Raw genomic sequence first — 20788 nt, forward strand, 5'->3', positions numbered from 1 at the left:
TGATGTTCCCGGCCGCCGTTACCGGTGGTAGACGCGGCTTTTGCTTCGCGTTGGTCAGGCCGCCAGGCGTACGTCACCCGGCCGCGACCAGGTCCCCTGCCTGCCCCGCCCGCCCAGCGCCGTCACCGTACCGTCGCCGGTGACCTTCGCGGGGCGGCGGTCCTGGCGGGTCCGTGCCCGGTCCAGGCGGACGAGTTCGCCGTGGGAGAGCGCGAGCAGATCGGCCAGCCCGAGTCCGAGGGCCCCGGCGGCGGCGGCCAGGACCTCGGACGACGCCTCCTTGCGGCCGCGCTCCAGCTCGGAGAGGTACGGCATGGAGATACGGGCCGCCTCCGCCACGTCCTTCAGCGTGCGCTCCTGCGCCAGCCGCTCGCGGCGCAGGACGTCCCCGACGAGATGCCGCCAGAGTGGTTCCCTCGGCTGCTTCTCGGGCTGCTGCCCGGACTTCTGCCTGGGCTGCTGCCCGGACTCCGGGGCCGCCTCCGCCGTACGCGGGCGCAGGGGTACGACGCGGGCTCGGTTCGGCGCGTGGCTGGTCACTCCCCCAGCGTAGGTGTCCGGCGCCCGGCCGCCAGGGGGCCGGGTTCCGCCCCCGGCGAAATGGGCGGGGCGTGCGGGTCTCCGGGGCGCGGCATTCCGAGGTGCGCCATCACCACGTCCCGTACGCGGAGCACGGCATCCGGTTCCAGTAAGGCGAGGACGGGCAGGGCGTGGTGCCAGTCCTCGGCTGTCAGGGCCTGGCGCAGGAGGGCGAGGGCGCCTGCGCGGTTTTCTGCGGTGTCTTCACGGGGTGCTACGAGACCGCACAGTTGGCGGATCGCGTGCCTGAAGTCGTGGGCCGGTCCTGATACATGGAGGATCAGTGCGTCGCCTCCCAGCCCGGCTGCGTACGAGGCGAGCGACGCGTAGTCCGCGCCCGTCCGGACGCGGGCGCTGTCCAGCACTTCGACGGCCTTTCCGTCGTCGCCCCGGGCCATGTTGGCCAGGGCCACGGCGCCCCTCAGTCCCTCTACCGTCGGACCCGGCAGCTGCTCTCGGGCGCTCTCCGGATCGGACCTCGAATCCAGCAGCGCCCGCAGAACCCGAGCCTCCTCCGTGAAGCTGACGAGGCGGCGCACGGTGTCCGCGAGGAGGTCCGTGCGCCCCGTGCCGTCGTGGCCCGCGGCCACGAGCAGGCACGCGAATGTTGTGAAGACCCAGCCGTAGATCCGGGAATCGCGGGACAGCGCGCGCTGCCACAGGTCGGCCGTGAAGTCCACGGCCCGGGTGGGTGCGCGCTCCCGCAGTGTGGCGGCTACGGCGATGAGCGCCAGGTTCCTGGCATCCGCGTCCTCGAAAACTCCCGCATGGACGCTGCCGGACCGCCCGTCCCGGATGGCCTCGGCCACGGCGCGAGCACGGTCGTCGGCACCGGCGTACCCCAGCGCCTGGGCAGCCACGATCATGGCGCGCGCGTGGTCCAGCCAGTCCTTGATACCCGCCGCTCCGTCCGCCGCCGCCTGTGCCAGCCGCAGCGCCTCATCGCGACCCGACGCGCCCGCCGCCCCGGCCGTCGAATGTTCCACCGACAGCGCCGCGAGCGCCCAGAAACGTACCGCGTCCGTACCGATCCGCCCGATCAGGGACTCGGCCTCGTCGAACCGGCCGACGGCCGCCAGCGTCCTCGCCAGAACGGCGACGGACTCGTCGCTGTCCCGGTCGTGCGTCTCACGGCCGAGCGCGGCCACCGTACGCTCCGCCTCCGCCACCAGCCGTGCCCCGTACTCCGCATCGTCGGCCGCGACGCACCCTGCCAGCGCCGAGAGCGTCTCGGCGGCCAGCCACGGGGGCCTGCACAGATCCGCGAGTACGGCCGCCTCCAGCTCAGCGGTACGGCCCGTCGCCGCGAACACCGCGGCCACCTTGGGCAGGGTCCAGGTCACGCCCAGCCCTGCACTGTCCCTCTTTCCGGCCTTCAGCGCGGCCCACGCCTCGGCGGCCCGCCCCTCACGGGCCCGGCCCAGCGCGATGGCCGTCCACACCCTCGGGGCATCCGTCAACAGCGTGGCAGCGGACTCAAGGAGTTCCTGTGCTTCGTCGACCGCGCCGGTGTCCGCCAACGCGACAACCACATCATCGACGAGTTGGAAGGACCGTACGGACGGCTCCAGATCGCGCAGCTCCCCCCTCAGGGATCGTGCCGCCCGCCGTGCGAGCCGGACCGCCTCTTCCGGACGGGCGTCGTGCAGGGCACTGGCGGCGGCTGCCAGACCGCGGGTGTCGGCGTCCTCGGCGGCCCGTGTGATCCGGTCGTGAAGGTGGTCCTGACGGCGCGGATCGACGACCGCGTACCCCTTCGCCACAGCCGCCATCACCCTTATCTTCTCGGCGCCGACCCTCCCGTGTACTGACTCCTCCGCCTCACACAGCAGTCCGGACGCTCGGTCGGGGTCCCGCCTGCTCTCGGCGATTGCCACCTCCACCAGCGGCAACGCCGCCAACGTCGGGGCCACTCCCACGTGAATGAACTCAGCCATACCGAGCGCCATGCTCGTCCGCCCCGTCGTAGCCACGGCCACCGCGGCAGCTGTCACGTCCGCTTTGAGTACGGCCGACCAATTCCTGTCATTCATCGCCAGCCACATCGCCACTTGCATCACCTCCGTCGCGGCGGCCTCCACCTGATCGTCCCCCCGCTCCGCGAGGACGCGCGCGACCCCCGCCAGCGCCCGTGCCCGGTCCACCGGCCGGAACACACTGCGCGCCATACCCAACGCGCGCCGCGTCTGCCCCAGCCGTGCCAGCGCCACCGGGATCCCCGGCGGCAGCGTCCGGTTGCGGCGGGCCAGCAGGGCGCCCGCTGCCGTGAGCGCGGCCAGGGAAGAGAGATCATCGGAGCTGCCGGGATCGTCGGAACCCGCCGCCAGTACCGCCTCCCGTACCGCCTCGATCTCCGCAAGGCCCGCCGCGTCGCTCCCCGTCACCTCGCGCAGGCGGTCGCCGCGCCGGACGTCCGTGGCCAGGGTTGTCGCCCGGGTGAGGTCACCGAGCGCGGTCACCATGCGCCCGTACGCCTGGAGGAGGTACGACGGGGTGTCCGGCGGCCAGCCACGCGCCGCGTACCGCGCGGCCCAGGTGTGCAGGCGTTCGCGGTACGGGTCTGCCTCCGGGCCCAGTTCCTCCAGGGCCGTGACGAGCAGGGTGTCGTGGGCGAAGAGGTAGCCACGGCTCTCGCTGTACGACCTGCCCGACGGGCCACCGCTGCCACCGCTGCCGCCGCTCTGCCCCCGCATCCGCAGAATGCGGCCGAACGCGCTGCCCAGCCGCTCCCGGACCGCCATCCGGTGGGCGCCGGTGAGGTCGCACAGGTCCTGGAGGGTGAGGCTGCCGCGCGCCGCCGCCAGCAGTCCGACGAGTTCTCTGCCCAGATCGTCCCCGGACAGCGCCCGGGAGAGGTCGTACGTGGCCTCGTACCGGGTGTGCCGGGCGGCCTCCGCCGTACGCAGCGGGACGACCCGGCAGCTCCGGAGCGGATGGCCGCTCGGGACGTCGGGCGGGACACCGGGGCCCGGTCTGCTGGTCACCAGCACCCGGACGTCGGGCGGCAGCCGCTGGGGCAGGAGCGAGGCGATGCTCGGGCCCGCGCCACCGCCGGGGACGAGGGACTGGTCCTCGTCCAGGCCGTCCACGACGAGCAGCAGCGTGCCGCCGTCCCGCGCGACCCGCTCCGCCGCCTCCTTCAGCAGCAGCTTCCGCTCCCCCTCGCGGGCGATCGCGGAGCGGTGGCCGGCGGGCTCGCGGCCCGCGATCGCGGCGAGTTGGTCGGTCACCGCCTCGGCGTACGCGGCGCTGTCGCTCTGGCTGGCGAAGCGCGCGGTGATGAAGAACCACACGGGCACCACCCCGCGCGGCGGATGCAGCGCGAACCAGGCCGCCAGGGCGGTCTTCCCGGCCCAGGGAGGCGCCTGGAGCCACCGGTAGGGCTCGGGGCCGCCGCAGAATTCGGTGAGGTCCCGGAGTTCGCGGCCCCGGCCGAGGAACTCGGCGGGGGCGATGTCCTCCAGCTGGGCCCGGAACGCCTCCTCGATCAGGTCGAGTCCGGACGGGGGCACCACATCGGGCAGGTCGGCGGGGGCCAGACTGCCGCAGCCCAGCGCCTCCTCCAGCCCCCGGAGCGCCCTCGGGGTCAGCTCTTCCGCCCAGCGGTCCACACGCCGTGCGGCGAGGCGGCCCGCGCCGTCGCCGGGGTGGTGGTGGGCCACGACGCCGACGATCCGGCCGCCGCTGAACACGGGGGCGCCCGACATTCCTTCCCAAGGCGAATGCGCCGCGTCCGCAGGGGAGTTGGGCGGAGTGGCGGCCAGGTCCAGGGTGCCCTCGCGGCGGTTGGAAAGCACGGCGCAGGTCGCGTGGATGTGCTCGGAGTCGCGGTAGCGCGAACCGTCCCCGTCGGCACGGAGCTTGAAGCGCGGGAAGCCGATCGCGCTGCACCGCAGCACGGCGTCGGACTCGCCGACCCGAGCGAAGCCCACGGGCTCCGCGGGCTCCACGGGCGTGTCGGAAGCGGTGGCGTCCGGTGCGGGTACGGCCAGGACCGCCACGTCGATCCCCGTGTCCGACCAGGCCACCGTGGCCCGGACCGTACGCTCGCCCGGGCGGTCGGCGTCGAACCGCACCCGGATCTCCGTCCCGCCCGCCACGACATGCGCCGCGGTCAGCAGCCGGCCCGCCGCGACCAGGTAACCCGAGCCCCGGCAGCCACCGTCGGGGAGGGTGACGATGATCTCGGCGGCGCGGTCGGCCCGAAGCCCGGCACCGTCGGTCTCGCGCCCCGCCCGTCCCACTGCGCGCTCAGCGCTCCCCGTCGGCCTCGTCGCCCGCGATCAGGACGGGGCGGTCGGTCGTTCCGTCGGGTGAGGCCAGTTTCGGCTGGAGGGTGAGGGTGATCCGCTGCGTCTGCGCGTGTGCGTACGAACCGTTGGCGCCCGCCTCGACGACCCAGAAGCGGACCTTGCCGTTGGCGGAGGCGTCGCGCTCCACCGCCACGGTCGCCTCGATCTCCACCGGGCCCAGCTCGAACCGGACCGCGTCGTCCCGGCCGTCCGCCATCGCGGTGTTCAGCTCCTGCCGCAACTCGCGGATCAGCTCCGACAGTTCGACCACGTCGTCCCCCGACTTCGTCACCTGCCGCGCCCGTGCGGCTGTCGTGCCGGAATGCTACAAGCCCTCGGCACACCCCGTTCCCACCCCGGTGTGACGGACCGCACACGGAAAGGAAATCCCCGGCGCCCTGTCCGCGCGTCTGGCCGGTGTGGGACCACGCAGGAGGACACCAGAGGCAACACCGGCACCGACACCAGCACCAGCACCAGCACCGACACCAGCAACGTGGAGAGGTAGGGAGGATCGTCCATGACCCGTGCCGTGACCGCCGCGGAAGTGGCGCCCAGGGGCTATGCCTGGGAGATCAGAGCAGAGGCGTTGGAAGTACGTGCCGGTGGGCGGAAGACCGCCGTCGACGGGCTCGATCTGGAGCTGGGCACCGGCGTGCACGGGCTCCTCGGGCCCAACGGAGCGGGCAAGACCACGCTCATCCGCGCGCTCGCCACCGTTCTGCGCCCCGCCGCCGGCGTCCTCGAACTGCTCGGCGCGCCCGCCACCGACCAGGGCCGGCGGCGCGAGCTGCGGCGCCGGATCGGCTATCTGCCGCAGGAGTTCGGGTACTACAAGCGCTTCACCGTCCGTGAGTTCGTCGAGTACATGGCATGGCTCAAGGAGGTTCCCGCCCGGGACATCCCCGGGGCGGTGCAGCGCGCCGTCGAACGCGTGGGCCTCACCGACCGGGCCGACCACCGGATGAAGAGCCTGTCCGGCGGGATGGTGCGCCGCGTGGGCATCGCGCAGGCGATCGTCAACGATCCGGCGGTCCTGCTCCTCGACGAGCCGACCGTCGGGCTCGACCCGGCGCAGCGGCTGCGCTTCCGTGACCTGCTGGTCCGGATCGGCGAGGAGAGCTGTGTCGTCGTCTCGACCCACCTGGTGGAGGACGTCGCCGTGGCCTGTACGGACGTGGTGCTCATGGCGGACGGGCGGCTGGTCTTCCGCGGCACCCCGGACGAACTCGCGGGCGCGGGCGGCGCGGAGCACGCGGGCGACAGCCCGATCGAGCGCGGTTACACGGCGCTCCTGACCCGCCCGGGGCGGGGAACGGGCGGTGTCTGGTGACCTCCTCCCGTCCCCCTTCCTCCGCCGGTACGCGGTCCGTACGGATCCTGCGCATCGAACTCCGGCGTTCCGGCGCCCTGTTCGCGGGTGCTCTGATGCTCGTCAGCTCGCTCCTCTTCCTCCATCTCCTCACCGGCCCCTGGGTGCACGGCGACGAGCGGTGGACCGCGGGCTACACGGCCGCCGCGTGGTGGCAGCGGATGCTCCTGGTGTTCCTGTGGCCCGGAGCCGTGGTCGCCGGGGCGGTGCAGGGGCTGCGGGACCACCGCTCCGGTACGTCCGAACTCCTCACGGCCACCTCGCGCCCGACGTGGCACCGCGCCGCCGGTACGGCGACGGCCCTCGCGCTCACCCTGACCGCCGCCTACCTGCTGGTCTTCCTCTCCGGCGCGGTCCAGGTCCTCGCCAACAGCGGCTACCCGCACGCCGGCTGGCTGCCGATCCCGGTGGTCGGGGCGCTGGCACTGGTCGCCGGGGGCTGGCTCGGCATGGGGATCGGCAAGGCGCTGCCTTCCGCGCTCACCCCGCCCGCGCTGGGCGTGGTGGCCCTGCTGCTCTCGACCGTGCTCAGCGGTTACGTCCTGCTGGAGCCGGCGCCGCAGCAGGTCATGCTGCTCGCGCCCGCGCTGCCGGGCCCGCGCAGCGGCTTCCTCACCGTCGCCTGGCAGGCGAGCGCGGGGCAGGCGCTGTGGCTGCTCGGTGTCGCGGCCACCGGATTCCTGCTGCTGGCCGGGGCGGGGCGGCGGGCCCGCCGTGGCGTACGGGTCCGGGCCCGGCTGTTCGCGCTGGCGCCGGCGGTGCTGGGCGCGGCGGTCGCGCTGCCGGTGCTGCCGGGGGACGCGAACGACACGTACCTCAACGACGCCTCGGTGACGGAGCCGGTCTGCGAGGGCCGCGTCTGCGTCACCCGGCTGCACGAGTCCCGGCTCGCCGGGCTCCGCGCCCCCGCCGAGGAGGCGCTGCGGCTGCTGTCCCGGCTGCCGGGCGCGCCGACTTCTGTACGCGAAGAGGTCACACCGTGGCCGCCCGGCACACCGGTGCGGCGTGACCCGGCGGTCCTGCCCGTCGACTTCGAGGCGCGGCGCCTGGACGGGGCCACGCCGGAGGAGACCACCCGCGCGCTGCTGGCCGGTGCCGGAACGGCGCCCTGCCTCGACCCTCACGCGGACCTGATCACGGAGGAACAGGAGCGGGCGTACGACGAGGAGCGGGCCGTACGGGAGTGGGCGGCGCGCACGGTGGCCGCCGCCTGGTTCACCGGGGAGCTGAAGCCGCTGCCGGGCCTGGCCTACCTGCGCGAGGACGCCGGTGTGCTGGCGCGCCCTGCCTGGGAGGCGCTACGCGCGCTGCCCGCCGGTGAACAGCGCGAGCGGATCGTGGCGCTGCGGAACGCGACGCTGTCCTGCGACGACGACGGCAGGGTGCGCGCGGGCGAGCGTGACCTGTTGAAGGTACTGACGGACGGCACAGAAGGTACGGGCGGCGCGAGTGGTGCAAGTGGTGCGAGTGGTGCAAGTGGTGCAAGTGGTGGCGCCCGGTGAGCGGACCGCGTCCGGGGCGGGAAGGGCGCCGCTGACGTTCACCCGGCGGCCACTCCCCCGTCGCGCGGATGCCACCGGCCGGGACGGGGAGGAATGAGTGGATGTGCGCGCCCCCCGCCCTGCCCCGCCCCACCGACCTGTGGAGACCGCATGCCCGGCATACCCGGACCCGGACCCGCCTCGGACCGTACGCCCGCGCCGCGTACCTCGCCCCGACGGAAGACACGGAAGCAGACGCGCGGTACGGCGGCCGGGCTGACGGCCGCCGCGCTGGCACTGGGCAGCGCGGTGGCGGGCGGCGCCCCGGCGGCCGCCGCGTCCACCGCGACCGTCAACTACCCCACCGCAGCCTCGAAGTGCGACATCAAGCATGGCGCCAGGCCCTCCGGCGCGGTGGCGAAGGCGAAGTGCGCGCGGACCGGCGATCTCCTCGACGTGACGCTGGACCAGCTCCGTCCCACGCAGCCCTCCGTCGGCTTCGACCAGATCTACTACAAGCTCGGCCGCTACAGCAGCACCAAGGACGAGCAGAACGGCGACTTCAACAAGCGCTTCGACGACTGGTGCGAGACCAACGGCCAGGAGGAGGCGGCGGCGGTACCGGCCGGCGCCACCCTCACCAAGCCGTCGAGCTTCACCTGCACCGTCGCGGTCGGCAAGGAGACGGACGAGACCCGCGCGGCGATGAAGACGGTCGTCGTCGGCCCCGGCGGCGCGCTGTACCTGACCGACGGGCACCACACCCTCACGTCGTTCCTGGAGACGGCCGACGGCGGCCCGAAGATGCACATCCGGCTGCGCGTCACCGCCAACCTGAGCGGTCTGAGCACCTCCGCGTTCTGGCGGACGATGGAGGACAAGAAGTGGGTGTGGCTGCGCGACGAGAACAACCGCCCGATCACCACGGCCCAGCTGCCGCAGCGGCTCGGCCTGGCCCGCTTCCACGACGACCGGTACCGCAGCCTCGTCTACTTCACGCGGGACATCGGCTACCAGGCGCCCGCCGACGCCGCCGAGTACCTGGAGTTCCTGTGGGGCACCTGGCTGCGCGACCGGGTCGACCTCGGCTCGTACGACCTGACCTCGCCCACGTCGTACCTCGCCGCGGTGCGCAGCGCGTCCGAGACGATGTCGGGGACGCCGGGCGACACCGTGATCTCCGACGGCCGCACCGCCGACGAGCTGGGGCGGATGGCGGAGTGGAACGACGGCAAGAAGCCGACCGGCGGTGAGTTCGGGAAGCTGAGCGCGCCGATCACCGACGCGAAGCCCGGCAAGCTGGCGTACGCGCTGGACTACCGCGGCCACCTCCCCATCAAGCCCGGCAAGCCGGGGCAGCCGACCAAGCCGGGACAGCCCGGGAAGCCCGGCCACAACAAATAACTGGGGCGCGCCACGCGTCCCGGCTACCCTGGACGCCATGTTCAAGCACTACTTCTTCCTGTGATCCGGACCTGCCGCACCGCAGGTCCGACATCAGTCCCGCCCGGCACCGCTCACCGAGCCGTGCCGCCGCCGAGCGGCGCCGTGAGCGGCCGGGCATGACACACCAGGAAGAAGCATGCGCGAACGCGCCCAATTGGCGATCAAAGACATGTCCAAGGCGTACGGCGACCGGTCGGTTCTCGACCAGGTCTCGCTGACCGTACGCCCCGGCGAGAAGGCCGGTGTCATCGGCGAGAACGGCTCCGGCAAGTCGACGCTCCTGCGACTGCTCGCCGGGGCCGAGCGGCCGGACAGCGGCGAGATCACCGTCGTGTTCCCCGGCGGCGTCGGCCATCTCGCCCAGACCCTCGATCTCGACCCGGCGTGCACCGTCCAGGACGCCGTCGACGCGGCCCTCGCCGGGCTCCGCGAGCTGGAGCGCCGGATCGCGGCGGCCGAGGCGTCCCTCGGGTCGGCGGACGAGGCCCAACTGGCCTCGTACGGCGACCTGTTGACCGCGTACGAGGAACGGGACGGCTACCGGGCCGGTGCCCGGGTCGACGCGGCGCTCGGCGTCCTCGGCCTCGGGCACCTCACCCGGGACCGGCCGCTCGGCGTCCTCTCCGGCGGGGAGCGGTCCCGGCTGGCGCTGGCGTGCGTCCTGGCCTCGGCGCCCGAACTGCTGCTGCTCGACGAGCCCACCAACCATCTCGACCTCCAGGCCACCACCTGGCTGGAGGAGCAGCTCCGGGCGCACCGGGGGACGGTCCTCGCCGTCACCCACGACCGGGCGTTCCTGGAGCGGATCGCGACGACGATCCTGGAGGTCGACCGGGACACCAGGACGGTGACCCGGTACGGCGACGGCTGGACCGGCTACCGGACCGCGAAGGCCGCGGCGCGGCGCCGCCGGGAGCAGGACCATCTGGAGTGGCTGGCCGAGGTGGCCCGCGCGGAGGAACTGGTCGAGGCGGCCGGCCGGCGGCTCTCGGGCACGGGCCGGGACCCGCGCGAGGGGTTCGGCAAGCACCGCCGCTCGCACGAGGCGAAGCTGTCCGGGCAGGTCAGGGCGGCGCGCGAGCGGCTGGGGCGGCTGCGCCGCGCCCCGGTGCCGGCACCGCCGGAGCCCCTGCGCCTCACGGCCACGCTGCGCGCCGCGCCGGTGGAGGGCACGTCTCCCGACGACGCCACGGTCCCGGGCCCGGTGGCCGGACTCGACGATGTGGTGGTCGGTGACCGGCTCCGGGTGGCGACCCTGAGCGTGAAGGCGGGCGACCGCCTCCTCGTCACCGGGCCCAACGGCGCCGGCAAGACGACCCTGCTCCGGCTGCTGGCGGGCGATCTGCGCCCGGACAGCGGTACGGTCACGGGCCCGCCCGGCGGTCCCGCCCGGATCGGCTACCTCCCGCAGGAGCTGCCCGCCGTACCGTCCCGGCGCCCGCTGCTGCACGCGTACGCTGCGGGCCGCCCGGGGCCGCCGGAGGAGCACGCGGACGAACTCCTCGCCCTCGGTCTGTTCCGGCGGGAGGACCTGGCGGTGCCGGTGGGCGCGCTCTCGGTCGGCCAGCGCCGCAGGCTGGAACTGGCCAGGCTGGCCGCCCGCCCGGCCGATCTGATCGTCCTGGACGAGCCGACGAACCACATCGCGCTCAGCCTGGTCGAGGAGTTGGAGGAGGCGCTGCGGGGCTACCCGGGCGCGGTCGTGGTGGTCTCGCACGACCGGCGCTTCCGCCGCGCGTTCGAGGGGGCACGGCTGGAACTGCGCGCCGGGCGGGTAGTTCCGGAGGCGGACCGGGAACCGGAACTCCCGCCACGGTCCCGGGTCTGACGGCACCGGCCCCCACGACGATCACCACCGGATCGTCGTGAGGGCCGACCTCGTGGGGGCCGAGCCTCGTGGGGCCGACGTGGGGGCCGAGCCTCGTGGGGCCGACGTGGTGGGCCGAGCCTCATGGGCCCCCGCACGCTCCCCCACGCCCCCCACGCGCCCCGTCACGCCGCCTGAAGTGCCAGCGTCGGGGAGAGGCGCGAGGCGCGGACCGCCGGGTACAGGCCCGCCACCGTACCGATCAGGAGCGTCGCCGCGAAGCCGCCGCCCACCGCCCACAGCGGGACCACCCACGGCAGCCCGCCCGTGTACGCGTAGACGGCCGTCGCCGCGCCGCCCAGCGCCACGCCCGCCAGGCCGCCGAGGCCCGAGAGCATCAGCGACTCGGTGACGAACTGGATCCTGATCTGCCCCCGCGTGGCGCCGAGCGAGCGCCGCAGGCCGATCTCGTGCCGTCGCTCCAGGACCGAGATGATCATGGTGTTGGCGACACCGACCCCGCCCACCAGAAGGGCGATCCCGCCGAGCCCCAGCAGCAGCGAGGAGAACGCCCCCTCCGTCGCCGCCTTCGCCTTGAGCGCCGCCGACGGGTCACCGACCGAGACGTTCTGCGGGTTCTGCGGGTCGATCGTCGCTGCCAGCAGCTTCTGGACGGACCGTACGGACGCGTCCGTGGACCGCTCGTACACCGCCGTCGGATGCCCGTCGAAGCCCAGCAGCCGCTGCGCCCCCTCCCAGCCGACCAGCGCGGAGCGCTCGATGTCGGGCGCGAGCGGCAGCGGGTCGAGGATGCCGAGGACGGTGAAGTACCGGTCGTCGATCCACACCTGCTGCCCCGGCCGGTTGATGCCGAGCCGCTCGGCCGCCACGTCGCCGAGGACCACGGCCGGATAGCGGCCGTTGGCGTCGTTCAGCCACGTTCCCGCCGCCACGCCGCCCCGCAGGACCTTCAGCAGGTCCTCGGTCGCCGCTCTGACGCCGATCCCGCCGGTCTCCTCCTCGGGGATCTTCTCCGAGCGCCGTACCGCGGCCGGGAGGTCGCCGGTCGCGCCGACCTCCTCGACCCCTTCGATACGGCCGACCATGCCGGGTGCGTCCTTGGGGAGTTTGACCTCCTCCCCGCTGAACAGGCTTTCGCCCGCCTCCGCCACCAGCAGGTTCGTGCCCAGCGCGTCGAGCTGGCGCAGCAGTTGGGCCTGGCTGGAGGCGGAGATCCCGACCACCGCGACCATGGTGGCGATCCCGATGGCGATCCCGAGCGCGGAGAGCACGATCCGGACGGGCCGGCTGCGCAGTCCCGCGGAGCCGACGTGGAGGACGTCCCGCGGCCCGAGCCGCGCCGCCCTCAGCCGCGTGCGTTTACCCGCCCTCAGCCGTGCACGTTCACCCGCCATCGGTGCGCGCCTCCCGCCGGACGTCCGACACCACCCGTCCGTCCCGGATCCTGACCTGACGGGGCAGGTACTCCGCGATCTCCGCGTCGTGCGTGATCACCGCGATCGTGGCGCCCTCCGCGTGGAGGTCGCGCAGCAGCCCCATCACCGCCTCGCCGGACGCCGAGTCCAGCGCCCCGGTCGGCTCGTCGGCGAGCAGCAGGTCCGGGCTGCCGACGACGGCCCGGGCGATGGCGACGCGCTGCTTCTGTCCGCCGGAGAGCTCGTGCGGGCGGTGGCCCATCCGGTCGGCGAGCCCGACCCGTGCGAGCGCCTCCGCGGCCAGCTCGCGCCGCCGCGCCCGGGGCAGACCGGAGTAGAGCAGCCCCTCGGCCACGTTCTCCAACGCGCCCACGCCCGGCACCAGATGGAACGACTGGAAGACGAACCCGATGTGCCGGGAGCGCAGCGCGGACAGCCGGCGGTCGGTCAGCGAGGCCACGTCATGGCCCGCGATCTCGACCGTCCCGGCGCTGGGCCGGTCCAGCGTGCCCACGATGTGCAGCAGGGTGGACTTGCCGGAGCCGGATGGTCCGACGATCCCCAGCAACTCGCCTTCCCCGATGGTGAGATCGACCCCGTCGAGGGCGCGGACGCCGCCCGCGTACTCCTTGGTGACACCACGGAGCCGTACGACGGTGCCGGTGGTACTCGCGGTACCGGCCGGACTCCCGGCGCCGGCCGCGCTCACGGCGCCGACCGTACTCGCGGTACTCATACGGACGGCACCCCGACCTTCATGCCCTCGCGCACCCCGGCACCGCTGACCTCGACCCGTCCCTGGCCGAAGATGCCCAGCTCGACCTTGATCTCACGCACCGTGCCGTTCTCGACGACCTGGACACCGAAGCCGCCGCCCGGCAGCGCGAGCAGCGCGTTGACGGGGACGGACAGGACGTTCTTCCGGGTCTCCCCGGTGAGGTTCACGGTGACCGGCGACTCGTCGAGGCCGGTCGCCTTCTTCGGGTCGTCGAAGGAGACCGTGATGTCGATCTTGGGGGTGTTGTCCTGCGGATCGTCCCCCGCCGTGGCGGTCTTCCCGACCGAGGACACCTTCCCGGCCGCCTCCTCACCGTCCGGGAACCGTACGGAGACCCGCGCCCCCGCCTTGGCGAGCGGCATGTCGGCGACGGGGATCCTGAAGCGTACGACCCGTTCCGAGCCGGTGACCGTGAGGACCGGCCTGCCGGGCGCCACCTGGTCGCCCGGCGCCGCGCCCGCCTCCTTGACGCGCACGGCGCTGCCCGCGAAGGCGATCCGGTCCGGGCCGACCGTGCCGGTCTGTTCGAGCCCGTGGGACTTCTGCCAGCGTTTGACGGCGGCGGCCGTGTACGTGCTGTACTCGTCGTCGACGGTGAAGCCGGTGTAGCCGAGGGCCGCGAGGTTCTCCTCGAACTGGCGGACGTCCTTGCCCTTGTCCCCCGCCTTCAGGGTCCGGTACATCGGCTCGGCGCCGTACATGAGCCGCACGGCCGCGCCGTCGACCTCGTAGAGCCGCTCGCCCCGCTCGACGACCGAGCCGCCGCCCGCGGTCCAGGTGAGCGTTCCCGCCGGGCCCGCGTTGATCTTCCGCTCGCCGAGGCGGCCGAGGGTGCCCTCCTGCTGGGTGCTGTCGCTGAGGTCGCCGCGGGTGACGGGGGCGGTCGCCCGGGGCAGTCGGGGATCCGCCTCGACCCGCTGTTCCTTCGAACCGGTCAGGGCGGTCACGGCGGTGACGCCGCCCGCGACCGCGACGATCGCCGCGATGGCGACCGCGAGCCTGCGCCGGGTCATGACGACACGCCCTCGCACGCCTTGTTGGCCTTGTCGAATTTCTCCCTCTCGGCTCCCTCGGGCATCGGCATGCCCGCGACCGCGCCCCCGCCGCCGAAATTCGGGTCGGGCATGTCGAAACCGTTCTCGCGCATGCACCGCGCGAACTTGAGCGCCTTGTCCTTCTCGGCCTGCGTTATCTCCCGCGCGCCGCCCGCGCCGCCCTTGCCCGCGCACGCCTTGATGGCCTTCTCCACCTTCTCCTTGGACATGCCGTCCCCGCCGATGCTCATCCCCTGGCCGCCCTCGCCCGGCTTGGGCTCGGGCACGTCCAGACCTTGCTCACGCAGGCACTTGCGGTACTCGAAGGCCTGGTCCGCCTTGTTGCCCTCCTCGCTCACCACCGTCCTTCCCTTGCTGTCCTCGCCTTCCTTGCCACCGCCCGCCTGCTCGCCGGAACAGGCGGTGGTGAGGAGGGAGAAGGCGGCCGCCGCGGTGACTGCCATGATCCTGAGGTGTCGCTGTCGCTTCGTCATGGCCCCGAGCCTGCGGCCGGAGGGCGTTTCGCTTCTCTCAGCGCATAGGTTTACGTCCGCGAAATCCCCTCCTCGGATAGACAGGGCTCATGCGCGTACTGCTGGTGGAGGACGAGGCGTTTCTCGCCGAGATGATCGCCGAGGGGCTGCGCCGCGACGCGCTCGCCGTGGATGTCGCGGGCGACGGCGTGGAGGCACTGCGGAAGTTGCGGTTCGGGGAGTACGACGTGCTCGTCCTCGACCGGGACCTGCCCGGGCTGCACGGGGACGAGGTGTGCCGCCGGGTGGTCGAACAGCGGCTGATGACCCGGATCCTGATGCTGACGGCCGCCGGGAACGTACGGGACCGGGTCGAAGGTCTCGGCCTCGGCGCCGACGACTACCTGGCCAAACCGTTCGCGTACGACGAACTCCTCGCCCGGGTCCTGGCCCTGGGCCGGCGCGCCCGGCCCGCCCTGCCGCCCGTGCTGGAACGGGCCGGGATCGTCCTGGACACCGCCCGCCGCCAGGCCAGCCGCGACGGCTGGCACCTCCAGTTGTCGCGCAAGGAGTTCGCCGTGCTGGAGGCGCTGCTGCGGGCCGAGGGGGCGGTGGTCAGCAGCGACGACCTGATCGAGCAGGTGTGGGAGGAGCACACCAGTTACCGCACCAACGCGGTCCGGGTGACGCTGAGCAAGCTGCGCGCCAAGCTGGGGGAGCCGACGGTGGTGGAGACGGTGCCGGGCGAGGGCTACCGGATCGCGTCATGAGCGGTACGAGCCGTGTGAAGGGTACGGGCGTTCTCCCCCGGCGGGGCACGGGCGGGCTCCGTGGACTGCGCCGGAAGGCGACGGGCGAGCGGGGGCGGCTGACGGCCCTGTACGGCGGGCTCCTCCTCCTGGCGGGCGGGATGCTGACGGGACTGGTGTACCTGCTCGTGCAGCAGGGGCTGTCCTCGACGGTCGACCTCGCCGTGACGAACGCGGTGCCGGCCGGACAGCTCGGGGAGCTGAGGTCGGCCGGATTCGCAGGATCGGCGCCCACGGGGGGTCCCGTGCCCGCGAGCCCGGGGCCCCGGGACCTCGACCCCCCGCCGGACTGGGTGCCCGTGAACCCCGCGCCGTCGGGGAGCACCGCGCCGTCGGGCTCCGCCGCCGGGAGCACTGCGCCGACCAGGCCGCTGCCGTCCGGAAAGGCCGGTGCGACCAGGAGCGACGCGGTCCTGGTCGCCCGGACGGTGAGCGCCGCGGTGGAGAGCGCCGCGCTGAACCGGCTGCTGGTGGTCTCGCTGACCGCTCTCGCCGGGTACGCGGTGGTGTCCGTCGTGCTCGCCTGGTGGCTGGCGGGCCGGGTGCTCCGGCCGGTCTCCGTGATCACCGAGACGGCCCGCCGGCTCTCCGGGGAGAACCTCCACGAACGGATCGCCCTGGCAGGGCCGCCCGGTGAGCTGAAGCGGCTCGCGGACACCTTCGACGGAATGCTGGAACGGATGGAGCATCTGGTCTCGGCGCAGCAGCGGTTCGCCGCGAACGCCGCGCACGAACTCCGCACGCCGGTGGCCGTGCAGCGGGCCGCCGCCGAGATCGGGCTCGCGGGCACGCCGGACCAGGAGCGGGTGGCGCGGATCCGCGACAAGCTGATCGAGAACGCCCAGGACGGCGGCCGGATCATCGACGGGCTGCTGCTCCTGGCCTCGTCCGACCAGGGGCTGAGGGAACGCGAGCCGGTGGCCGTGCACGAGGTCGCGCGGACCGTGGCGGACCGGCGGGCGGACGAGGCGGCGCAGCGCGGGGTGCGCGTCGCGGTGCACGCGCAGCCGCTGACGGTCGCGGGCGACGCGGTGCTGCTGGACCGGCTCGTCGACAACCTGGTCGCCAACGCCGTACGCCACAACGTCCCCGGCGGCCGGATCGAGCTCCGTACGGGTCCGGGCACCGTCGAGGTCTCCAACACGGGCCCGGTGGTCCCCCGCGACACGCTCCCGCTGCTCTTCGAACCCTTCCGCCGGCTGGCGGCCCGTACCCACGGCCCGGGGGAAGGAGGAGCGGGCCTGGGCCTGTCGATCGTCGACTCGATCGCCCGCGCCCATGACGCGACGGCGACGGCGACCCCGAACGGGGAGGGCGGCGGTCTGACGGTCACGGTGTCGTTCCCGGGCGCTCCTCTAGTCTGACCCGGTGCGGATGAGCGAGAGTACGGCGGCCGGGCAGAGCCGGAGTTCACCGACGGGACCACCCGCCCCGCAGACGGTACGGGAGGCGGTACCTGAGGCGGTACGGGAGCCGGACCCCGCGGCGCGGCCACCGCGCCGGCCGTGGTGGCGGGTGCCGCTGATCGCGACCGGGGCCGTCGTGCCGCTGTACGCCGTGTGGGTCGTCGCCCTCGCGACCGGCGGGGGCGATCTCGCGGCGCAGTTCGCCTGGGCCGGGTTCATGGCCCGCCATCCGGGCTCCGCGTACAACCTCTCCTGGTACGGCGGTACGCACACCGCCAACTACAGCGTGCTGGCCCCTCCCCTCATGGCGTTCCTCGGCGTGCGGACGGTCTCCGTGCTGGCGGGGCTGGCCGGGAGCTGGGCGCTGAGCCTGCTGTTCGTGCGGACGGGGGTGCGGCGGGCGGTGTGGCCAGCGCTGCTCGGCTCGGTCGCGCTCTGGTGCAATGTCGCCTCCGGGCGGACGACGTTCGCGCTGGGGGCCGCGATCGGGCTGTTCGCCGTACTCGCCACGGTCGGGCCCCGTACCTCCCCGCCCCCTATATCTCCGTCCCGGAAGCCCGAGCTTCGTACCGGCCGACTCCGTACCGGCCGACTCCGTACCGGCCGTTGGGTGTCCGCCTGGCTGCTCGCCGCTTCCGCCACCCTGGCCAGCCCGGTCGCCGGGCTCTTCCTCGTCGTCGTGGGGGCGGCGTATCTGCTGGACCGGCAGTGGGCGACCGGAGCCGCGCTGGTCGTGCCGCCGTTCCTGGTCGTCGCGGCGACCACGCTGCTCTTCCCCTTCCAGGGCGAGCAGCCGATGCCCCCCGGCAAACTGTGGATGCCGCTGGTGACCTGCGCGGCGCTCTGCCTGGCGGCGCCGCGGAGCTGGCGCGTGGTGCGGTACGGGGCGTTCGTGTACGCGGCGGGGGTCGTGCTGACCTTCTCCGTCTCCTCGCCGATCGGCACGAACGTGGAGCGCCTGGTGGGCCTGGCCGGGCCGCCCGTCCTGCTGGCGGCGCTGCTGACCCGCGGGCCGGGTCCGCTCCGTAGGCTCATGGCGCCCGTACGCCCGTCGCGCCTGTCGATAGCTCTCGTGCTTCCGCTCGTCCTCCTGGTGACCGTCTGCGTCAACACGTACTGGTTGCTCAGCAAGACGGAGGACGATCTCGTCGTGTCCACGACGGTGCCCGCCTGGGCGGCGCACACCGAGGGCGTGGTCGCCGCACTGGACCGGCTGGGCGCCGACCGCACCCGCGTCGAGGTCGTCCCCGCCCGCAACCACCGCGAGGCCGATGTCCTCGCCCCGTACGTCAACATGGCGCGCGGCTGGAACCGGCAGCTCGACGTCGAGCGCGGGCGTCTCTTCTACGACGGCCACCGCGGGACCCGTACGCTCGACCCGGCCGCGTACCGCGCCTGGCTGGACCGGTGGGCGGTCGGCCTGGTGGTACTGCCGCACGGAAAGCCCGACAGCCCGGCCGCCGCCGAGGCCGCGGTGGTCGCGGACGCGCCGGAATGGCTGACCCCGGTCTGGCGGGACAGCCACTGGACGGTCTACCGCGTACGGGACGCGGTCCCGCTGGTGACGCCGCCCGCCGAGGTCGTACGGAGCGATGCCGCGTCGATGGTCGTCCGGCTGGCGGCGGGTTCGGTGACGGTACGGATCGCCTACTCGCCCTGGCTCAGGGCCCCCGGCGCCTGCGTGACACGCGCGGGCGACTGGACCCGGCTGACGGCCCCGGCGGCGGGCGAGTACCGGCTGGACTCGGCGTACCGGCTGCCCGGAGCGGGGGCGTCCGGCTGCCGGGACTGAGTGCCACGACCGCTACAGCTTGGTCCGGAACACCCCGGCCGGACGCTCACGGCGGTATCCGAGCGCCTCGTTGACGGCCAGCATGGGCCGGTTGTCGTCGGCGACGGTGGTGCTGATCTCGCGTATGCCGGGGCGGAGTTCGTGGAGCCGTTCCAGATGGTGGCGCTTGACGGCGCGGGCGAGGCCGCGGCCCCGGTGGGACGGGACGACCAGGGTGTCGTACTGGACCGCGCGGACGTCCGAGGGCGCGGCCAGGGCGACCTCCGTGTACGCGACGACCGCGTCTCCGTCGTTCATGTCCAGGACCGCGGAGGTGAAGAGCGTTCCGCCGCGCTCCTCGACCAGCCGGGCCGCGGCCCGTATCCGGTCGGTGTCCCAGTAAGGGGTCCGTTCGTCGAGCTGGCCCCGCTGGAGGTCGCTCAGCGGCTCGTGGGCGCGGGTGAAGGCCCCGGCCAGGCGGTCGGGGACGACGCCCTGCCAGTCGGTGAAGCGCAGCCCGTCGGGGAGCGCGGGGTGGGCGGGCAGCGGTATGCCCTCCAGGACCTGGCGGACCCGCTGGAGGTACCGGCCGAGCGGCAGGACGTTGGTGAAGCCGAGGCTGTCCACGAACGCCTCGCCCGCGCCCCCGAGTTCGAGGACGGTGGAGACGGAGGTCCTCCCGTCGGCGACGAGTTCGGCGCGGATGGCCGCCCAGAGCGCGGCGCCGATGCCGTGCCGCCGGGCATCGGGGCGGACGATCAGGGTGTCGAGGAAGGCCGTATGACGGTTGTTCCGCTCGGTGAACAGGACCAGGGAGGCGACGCCCTCGTACGCCCCGTCGGGGGCCACCGCCGCGAGGTGGAGGCTCCGCCCGCCCACCGGCGGCACGCGCAGCTTCCCCTCGGTCTCGACCCGGCTGCGCTCGGGCACCGACGCGGGCAGATCACGGGCGTGCGCCGCGGCGACGACTCCGTACCAGGATTCAGTCTCGGCATCCGAGGGCGGACTTCCCAGAGTGATCAGCATGGACCGAACCTACGCGTGCGAGAGGGACGACGCCCCCGTGTTAGGAGGACATCCGGGCGGACGGGCGAGTCGAGGAGGGCACTTGCGCCCCGGGAGTCACAAGGATTCCCGGAGTCACAAGTGCCCCGTACGGCACTGTCGGCACTGCTGTACGGCACGGACCTGAGGCATGGGCGCACGGCATAGTCGCGCGCTTCAACCGCTGTTCTCTCAGACGGTTTTACTTCAGGAAGCGCCGCTTCGGAAGGCGTCGCCGGAGATGCGGCGGAAAGCGTCGCGTCAGGCGGCCGCGTTCTCGGTGACCGTGACCCGGCCCTTGCGGATCGTGGCGAGACGTGGGGCGCGACGGGCGATCGAGCTGTCGTGCGTGACCATGACGAAGGTCAGGCCGTGCTCCTTCCAGAGGCCCTCCAGCAGCTCCATGATCTCGTCGCGCATCGACTCGTCGAGGTTCCCGGTGGGCTCGTCGGCGAGCAGCACCTTGGGCCGCTTCACGAGCGCGCGGGCGATGGCCACACGCTGCTGCTGACCTCCGGAGAGTTCGCCCGGCACATGCCCGAGGCGTTCCCCGAGCCCGACGGACTCCAGTGCCTGCGCCGCCCGTTCGCGCCGGGCGGCGCCCTTGAGGCCGAGGGGCACGAGGGCCGTCTCGACGTTCTCCTGCGCGGTGAGGGTGGGGATCAGGTTGAAGCTCTGGAAGACGAACCCGATGGACTCCGCCCGCACCTTGGTAAGTCGGGATTCGGACAGTCCGGCCAGATCCACCCCGTCGAATTCCACGCTTCCCTCGGTGGGCCGGTCGAGACCGCCGAGCATCTGGAGGAGCGTGGACTTGCCGCCGCCGGTGGGTCCCTGGATGACGAGCCGGCCACCGTCCTCGATGGTCAGATCGACGCCGGCGAGCGCGTCGACGGTCTGCTTGCCGCGCGCGTAGCGCTTGGTGACGCCTCTGAGCTGGTACACGGTTCAACTCCTGCTGTACGGAAGGTTGTACGGACTGCGGGCTGGGGCGGGGTCCCGGGGGCGGGACCCTTGGGCGGACTGCCGACACGGGATCCTGGGGGGGGCGGACCGCCGG

16 protein-coding genes are annotated in these 20788 nt (G+C 73.5%); 7 read left to right on the top strand and 9 right to left on the bottom strand.

Features of this window, described 5'->3' with window-relative positions; translation table 11 throughout:
- Positions 1 to 54 precede the first annotated feature (54 nt).
- Genes ACFXKG_RS31495 through ACFXKG_RS31505 form a run of 3 tightly spaced genes read right to left on the bottom strand, consistent with a single transcriptional unit; the run spans position 55 to position 5163 of the window.
- On the bottom strand, positions 55 to 540 hold the full coding sequence (locus ACFXKG_RS31495; RefSeq protein WP_384846286.1) for a helix-turn-helix domain-containing protein: 486 nt from the start codon (positions 538 to 540) through the stop codon (positions 55 to 57).
- Entirely contained in the window at positions 537 to 4823 is a 4287-nt protein-coding gene (locus ACFXKG_RS31500) for a trypsin-like peptidase domain-containing protein (RefSeq protein WP_384846288.1), read from the bottom strand. Before ACFXKG_RS31500 ends, ACFXKG_RS31495 begins: the two co-directional genes overlap by 4 nt.
- Before the next feature lie 7 nt (positions 4824 to 4830).
- On the bottom strand, positions 4831 to 5163 hold the full coding sequence (locus ACFXKG_RS31505; RefSeq protein WP_384846289.1) for a trypco2 family protein: 333 nt from the start codon (positions 5161 to 5163) through the stop codon (positions 4831 to 4833).
- 228 nt (positions 5164 to 5391) lie between these two features.
- Between ACFXKG_RS31505 and ACFXKG_RS31510 the strand changes: the two genes are divergently transcribed.
- The 4 genes from ACFXKG_RS31510 to abc-f all read left to right on the top strand — a co-directional run bounded on the left by ACFXKG_RS31510 (position 5392) and on the right by abc-f (position 10998).
- Positions 5392 to 6204, top strand: a complete 813-nt coding sequence (locus ACFXKG_RS31510) for an ABC transporter ATP-binding protein (protein WP_384846291.1) — start codon at positions 5392 to 5394, stop codon at positions 6202 to 6204.
- A complete protein-coding gene (locus ACFXKG_RS31515) occupies positions 6201 to 7745 on the top strand; it encodes a hypothetical protein (RefSeq protein WP_384846293.1) in 1545 nt (514 codons plus the stop codon). The genes ACFXKG_RS31510 and ACFXKG_RS31515 overlap by 4 nt, the downstream gene beginning before the upstream one ends.
- A 150-nt stretch (positions 7746 to 7895) precedes the next feature.
- Complete coding sequence (locus tag ACFXKG_RS31520) at positions 7896 to 9128, top strand: ParB/Srx family N-terminal domain-containing protein (RefSeq protein ID WP_384846295.1); 1233 nt, start codon at positions 7896 to 7898, stop codon at positions 9126 to 9128.
- A 178-nt stretch (positions 9129 to 9306) separates the two neighbouring features.
- Positions 9307 to 10998, top strand: coding sequence for a ribosomal protection-like ABC-F family protein (gene abc-f / locus ACFXKG_RS31525; protein ID WP_384846297.1), 1692 nt, complete (start codon positions 9307 to 9309; stop codon positions 10996 to 10998).
- Between the two features lie 164 nt (positions 10999 to 11162).
- Here abc-f and ACFXKG_RS31530 read toward each other — a convergent pair whose 3' ends face one another.
- From ACFXKG_RS31530 to ACFXKG_RS31545, 4 genes are read right to left on the bottom strand one after another with little or no spacing between them, the layout of a single operon-like run.
- Entirely contained in the window at positions 11163 to 12392 is a 1230-nt protein-coding gene (locus ACFXKG_RS31530; protein WP_384846299.1) for an ABC transporter permease, read from the bottom strand.
- Complete coding sequence (locus ACFXKG_RS31535; protein ID WP_384846301.1) at positions 12382 to 13149, bottom strand: ABC transporter ATP-binding protein; 768 nt, start codon at positions 13147 to 13149, stop codon at positions 12382 to 12384. The genes ACFXKG_RS31530 and ACFXKG_RS31535 overlap by 11 nt, the downstream gene beginning before the upstream one ends.
- Positions 13146 to 14204 carry a peptidoglycan-binding protein gene (locus ACFXKG_RS31540; RefSeq protein WP_384846303.1) on the bottom strand — a complete coding sequence of 353 codons (1059 nt, stop codon included), beginning with the start codon at positions 14202 to 14204 and terminating at the stop codon, positions 13146 to 13148. The genes ACFXKG_RS31535 and ACFXKG_RS31540 overlap by 4 nt, the downstream gene beginning before the upstream one ends.
- Positions 14201 to 14719, bottom strand: coding sequence for a hypothetical protein (locus tag ACFXKG_RS31545; RefSeq protein ID WP_384846305.1), 519 nt, complete (start codon positions 14717 to 14719; stop codon positions 14201 to 14203). Before ACFXKG_RS31545 ends, ACFXKG_RS31540 begins: the two co-directional genes overlap by 4 nt.
- 89 nt (positions 14720 to 14808) lie before the next feature.
- Here ACFXKG_RS31545 and ACFXKG_RS31550 point away from each other — a divergent pair, with 89 nt between their 5' ends.
- From ACFXKG_RS31550 to ACFXKG_RS31560, 3 genes are all read left to right on the top strand, one after another.
- Positions 14809 to 15468: a response regulator transcription factor gene (locus tag ACFXKG_RS31550; protein WP_384846306.1), complete on the top strand. Its 660-nt coding sequence runs from the start codon at positions 14809 to 14811 to the stop codon at positions 15466 to 15468.
- Entirely contained in the window at positions 15465 to 16871 is a 1407-nt protein-coding gene (locus ACFXKG_RS31555) for a sensor histidine kinase (protein ID WP_384846308.1), read from the top strand. The genes ACFXKG_RS31550 and ACFXKG_RS31555 overlap by 4 nt, the downstream gene beginning before the upstream one ends.
- Before the next feature lie 151 nt (positions 16872 to 17022).
- Positions 17023 to 18705 (top strand): hypothetical protein, encoded by a 1683-nt coding sequence (locus ACFXKG_RS31560; RefSeq protein ID WP_384846332.1) that lies wholly within the window; start codon positions 17023 to 17025, stop codon positions 18703 to 18705.
- Between the two features lie 12 nt (positions 18706 to 18717).
- Here ACFXKG_RS31560 and ACFXKG_RS31565 read toward each other — a convergent pair whose 3' ends face one another.
- Positions 18718 to 19710, bottom strand: coding sequence for a GNAT family N-acetyltransferase (locus ACFXKG_RS31565; protein WP_384846310.1), 993 nt, complete (start codon positions 19708 to 19710; stop codon positions 18718 to 18720).
- A gap of 279 nt (positions 19711 to 19989) precedes the next feature.
- Positions 19990 to 20673, bottom strand: coding sequence for an ABC transporter ATP-binding protein (locus tag ACFXKG_RS31570; protein ID WP_384846312.1), 684 nt, complete (start codon positions 20671 to 20673; stop codon positions 19990 to 19992).
- Between the last annotated feature and the right edge of the window lie 115 nt (positions 20674 to 20788).

It is taken from the genome of Streptomyces sp. NPDC059255, from assembly GCF_042752355.1.
In the GTDB taxonomy this organism is placed as follows: Bacteria; Actinomycetota; Actinomycetes; order Streptomycetales; family Streptomycetaceae; genus Streptomyces.